This window comes from Mesorhizobium sp. P3_A9 (genome assembly GCF_056402975.1).
In genome coordinates, this window is record NZ_JBFUGJ010000450.1 from 1 (window position 1) to 3,969 (window position 3,969).

5 protein-coding genes are annotated in these 3,969 nt (G+C 61.8%); 3 read left to right on the top strand and 2 right to left on the bottom strand.

Going from position 1 to position 3,969, the window contains the following annotated elements; translation table 11 throughout:
- Positions 1-254 precede the first annotated feature (254 nt).
- Positions 255-824 (top strand): methylated-DNA--[protein]-cysteine S-methyltransferase, encoded by a 570-nt coding sequence (locus AC1DX0_RS32250; RefSeq protein ID WP_477358447.1) that lies wholly within the window; start codon positions 255-257, stop codon positions 822-824.
- 113 nt (positions 825-937) lie between these two features.
- Here the strand turns inward: AC1DX0_RS32250 and AC1DX0_RS32255 are convergent, their stop codons facing one another.
- Positions 938-1,840: an MBL fold metallo-hydrolase gene (locus AC1DX0_RS32255; protein ID WP_477223504.1), complete on the bottom strand. Its 903-nt coding sequence runs from the start codon at positions 1,838-1,840 to the stop codon at positions 938-940.
- Positions 1,841-2,034: 194 nt separating this feature from the next.
- Here AC1DX0_RS32255 and AC1DX0_RS32260 point away from each other — a divergent pair, with 194 nt between their 5' ends.
- Positions 2,035-2,925 carry a LysR family transcriptional regulator gene (locus AC1DX0_RS32260; protein WP_477223505.1) on the top strand — a complete coding sequence of 297 codons (891 nt, stop codon included), beginning with the start codon at positions 2,035-2,037 and terminating at the stop codon, positions 2,923-2,925.
- Between the two features lie 75 nt (positions 2,926-3,000).
- Here AC1DX0_RS32260 and AC1DX0_RS32265 read toward each other — a convergent pair whose 3' ends face one another.
- Entirely contained in the window at positions 3,001-3,330 is a 330-nt protein-coding gene (locus AC1DX0_RS32265) for a hypothetical protein (protein WP_477358448.1), read from the bottom strand.
- A 276-nt stretch (positions 3,331-3,606) separates the two neighbouring features.
- Between AC1DX0_RS32265 and AC1DX0_RS32270 the strand changes: the two genes are divergently transcribed.
- Positions 3,607-3,819: a cold-shock protein gene (locus AC1DX0_RS32270; RefSeq protein WP_477358450.1), complete on the top strand. Its 213-nt coding sequence runs from the start codon at positions 3,607-3,609 to the stop codon at positions 3,817-3,819.
- Positions 3,820-3,969: the final 150 nt, after the last annotated feature.

Here is a 3,969-nt window from a genome sequence, read left to right on the forward strand (position 1 = left end):
GTCGAGGTGCAGCCGCTGATGCCGGCCGCCGCCATGATCACGCCGATCGCGATAAGGGTATGTTTTGCTGGCAAGCCGCGCACGGGTCCGGTTCGTCGGGTGTTAAGAAATCCCTTACACCAGCGATTCAGGGCGGGCAATCAGGGCCATCAGGTGGTTTTCGGGTGGCGGGACTCGGGCCGAACTGCCATATTGTTCCTGATATGTACTGGCACAAATGCCGGTTTTCGCCACTTTGCGGAAAGGAACGCAACATGGAAACGACAGCTTCGATCACAGCCGGCCACGCAGTGTTAGAAACAGTGATCGGTTTCATGGGCATCGCCTGGAGCGAAAAGGGCCTGATCCGGCTCTGCCTGCCCGAACGCAGTCGCGAATCCGTCGAGCGGCGGCTTATGCGCCATGCCGGCGTTTCAGCCTCCACGGCCCAACCGCCATGGGTGGTCGAGCTGATCGCTTCGATCAAGGCTTATGCYGCMGGCGAGGACGTCGATTTCWCCGGCGTGCCGGTCGATCTCGMCGGCATCGACGACTTTCGCCTCGCCATCTACGACGCGGCACGCAAACTCGGCTATGGCGAAACCACCACCTATGGGGAACTCGCCAAGCGCGCCGGCCAACCTGGCCTGCCGCGCGAAACCGGCGCTGCCCTTGGCGCCAATCCGGTGCCGCTGGTCATCCCCTGCCACCGCATCCTGGCAGCCGGCGGCAAGATCGGCGGCTTCTCGGCGCCCGGTGGCTCGATCACCAAGGAAAAGATGCTGGCCATGGAAGGCGTGCGCGTCGGCCCGCCGCCGCCGGCGCAAGTGTCGTTCGGGTTCTGAACCGCCGACCATTCGATGTCAGAGGAAAGAACGGCCAGAAGATTGCGGCCGTTCTCCTCGGAGGTTCCCTCCTAGGCTAGGTCCTGCGGATCAAGTCGAGGTTCGTCGCCATGTCAGCCCCACTTCATCTCGCCCTTGGCGACCTTGGAACCGATATCGAGGGCGACGCCCATATCGAGGCCGGGGAAGCGCGCCTCCATGGCTGCCTTTAGCGCGGCGCTGTCGGCCGCTTTGCTCAGTTCTTCCTCGAAGGCGAGAAGATAGGACTTGGTGAATTCCACCGCCGAAGCACCGGTTGCGGCATCGGAAGCCATATGGCCAGGCACCACGACGGCGGGCTTGCGGGCGGCAATCGCCTCCAGCGTCTTGACCCAGGCGGCGCGGCTTTCCTTGGTCTGCGTGTCGGCGGTCCAGACATGGACACCCGCGAAGATCATCACGCCACCGAACACGGCATTGAGCGACGGCACGAACAGGTATCGGCGGTTGGCGAGCCCTTCTTCCGCATTGACGATCTCGATCGTCTCGCCGTCGACACTAAGCGTTGGGCCGTCGAATGCTTCGGGCAGAACGATGTCGGACAGCGCCTGGGGGCCGTTTTCCTTCAATTGCGGGCCCCAGACCGCGAGCTTTTTCTCCACACTTCCTTTGATGGCTTCGAGCGTGGCGGAGGCAGCAATCACTTTTGCCTCCGGGAAGGCTTCCCGCACCGGCTTCAGGCCGAAGTAGTAATCGGGATCGGACTGGCTGACATAGATGGTCGTCAGCTTCTTGCCGGTGGCCTTGATGGCCTCGGCCAGCGCCTTTCCGTCCGGATAGGTGAAGCCGCCGTCGATCAGCAGGGCCTCGCTTGGCCCGGACACCAGCACGGGCGCGCGGAAGAAGCCGTTCGGACCCGCCGGGAAATGTTTCCAGCCAAGAGTGGTGCCCGCGGCTTGGCCGCGCTCGGCGGGGGCGAATACGGCGGCTGCGCCGAGGGCCAATGAGGTCTTCATGATCTGTCTCCTCGTGAACATGGAATAGCTCCTTTGACTGAAATAGGGGTCAGGCCGCGTGGCGTGGCCAACTGTCCGAGAGGAAGAGGGCAAGCCACGGTTGCGCCCCTGATGGAGAGAACAGGGCAGAGGTAACTCCTCTGGATTAATTGATAAATCTCCTATAATAATACAGACTGTATGCTGTAAGCTTACAATCAAACTGACGGCGTCCCGTGGAACCAATCAACCTCAACCGCCTCGCCTATTTTGCTACCGTCATCGACGCAGGCTCGTTTACCCGGGCAGCCGAGCGACTTGGCATCACGAAAGCCGTTGTCAGCCAACAGGTCGCCCGCCTTGAAGCCGAACTGCAGACCACGCTTCTCGTGCGCACGACGCGGAGGCTCGAGCCGACCGAAGCAGGCCGTCTTTTGCATGCACGTTGCGTTCTGATCCTGCGGGACGTTGAAGAGGCTGTCGCCGAGGTTGGCGAGGGCAACACCGAAGTGGCCGGCGTGCTGCGCGTTTCTGCGTCCAATGACTACGGCGCGATCGTGCTGGCCCCGATCGCCGCCCGCTTTCGGCAGAAATTTCCGGCCTGCGGCGTCGAACTGTTCATTTCCGATGCGATAATTGATTTGATCGGCAACAAGATAGACCTGTCCATCCGCGTCGGCTGGCTGGAAGACTCCAGCCAACAGGCSCGACGCATCGGCACCTTCCGGCAAATCCTGGTCGCATCGCGGGATTTCGCCGCCGGGGTCAAGGTAGACGAACCGGAAGACCTTTCTTCCTTGCCGCTCGTTGCCAATTCCGTTCTTCGCAAGCCGTTCACCTGGAGCTTCAGCCGAGGCGATTTCGAGCGGCGCACCATCACCATGCGCGAGACGTTCTCCATCAACTCGACCCCAGCCGTCCTGGAAGCGACGCTCGCCGGCGGCGGTCTCGCAGTTCTGCCGGACTATCTGGTCGTCGATTATCTATCGCAGGGCCGTCTCGTCCATATGCTCCCGAACTGGACGCTGCCCTCCGGCGGCATTCACGTCGTCTATCCGGCGGCGCGCTTTCGCCCGCAAAAAGTGACGCGGTTCGTGTCGATGCTCATGGAACAGATTCGGGAATAAAAGCAATTTGTCCCGAGAGGCGCAGTCGTTCGACTGAGCGAAGGCTTCCGGCTCCGGTTGATGAGCCCTGCTCCGCTAGTTGTTGTGGAAGAACCGCCGGCGGAAATGCCGGTCGTTGTCCGGCCGTTTGCAGTTGTAGACCGGGCAGGATTTGGTGTCGGCGCTCGGCACATAGGCGCGCGCCCTCACCTCGCCCATGGTGCAGAATTGCTGGCTCTGCACATAGCGGTCGTAGAGCGGCAGCCCCGGCACCCGCGTCGACTGGTAGCGCAGGATGACCGCGCCCTGGCGCGCGATCGTCGACTGGACTTTGCCGCAACTCATATGCGTCGGATCGTAGCGCGAGATAGCCTGCGCCTCGGYGGCCACCAGCGTCAGGCAGGCGGCAAGCACTATGGTTTTCATGGTCTCCTCCCCTGATCCGCCGCCCCAGGGACAGCGATCTGTCGCAACGGTTTCACCAGATTGGGGCGGCCGTTGGGCGGTCTTCGCATCACGGCTTTCTCACGCAGTCTTGTTTTTCGTGCGAAACCAGCCTATATCAGCCCCATTGATATTTCGGCCGATCGATCCGGGCCTCGCGATCTTCGCGTTTGCTGACGTCTATCTCCAAAATCTCGATGCACACCGGCTGGACATTGGTCTGGTCAAACTAAAGCAAATGTTGAAGGACTATCTAAAATGGCAACTGGAACGGTCAAGTGGTTCAACKCCACCAAGGGCTTCGGCTTCATCCAGCCTGACRCKGGCGGCGCGGACGTTTTCGTTCACATCTCCGCAGTCGAGCGYGCTGGRCTGTCGACCCTGGTCGAAGGCCAGAAGATCAACTTCGAGATCGAGCAGGACCGCCGCACTGGCAAGTCGTCCGCTGGTTCTCTGAGCAAGGCRGCCTGATTTTGCGAATGGCGCGCGCCGGGCGAGAGCCCGGGGCGTGCGGCAAGTCACGGATGTACTGACGGTCGTGCGAGAAGCGCGCCCGGAGCGGAAAGACCCGACACGCTGGAACAGCAGATAGCTGCCAGCCCGGACCGGACGCTCCCGATC